This window comes from Cellulomonas sp. P4_A2 (assembly GCF_056402515.1).
The window spans coordinates 1-378 of record NZ_JBFUHG010000202.1 but is presented as its reverse complement, the minus strand read 5'-3'; the positions used below and the strand labels follow the sequence as shown (position 1 = coordinate 378).

The 378-nt window shown below is 72.2% G+C and carries 1 protein-coding gene; it reads left to right on the top strand.

Annotation, left to right across the window (positions count from 1 at the left end):
• A partial coding sequence (locus AC1DUE_RS20720; protein ID WP_477041277.1) for an MFS transporter occupies positions 1-378 on the top strand: 378 nt, incomplete at both ends.

Genomic DNA, 378 nt, shown 5'->3' with positions numbered 1-378 from the left:
GGTCGGCTTCGCGGTGGCGTCGGCGATCGGCGGCGCCGCCCCGGGCTTCGAGGTCCTGGTCGTCGCCCGCGCTCTCCAGGGGATGTTCGCAGCGCTGCTGGCGCCGGCTGCGCTCTCTCTTCTCACCACGACGTTCAACGTCCCGAACGAGCGGGCGAAGGCCTTCGGGATCTACGGTGCGATCGCGGGCACGGGCGGCGCGGTGGGGCTGCTGCTCGGCGGGGTGCTCACCGAGTACCTGAACTGGCGCTGGTGTCTGTACGTCAACCTGCTGTTCGCCCTGGTCGCCTTTGTCGGCGGCGCCCGGTTGCTGACCGCCGGCGCCCCCGCCCACCGTCCGAAGCTCGATGTCCCGGGCACGGTCCTGGTCTCGTCGGG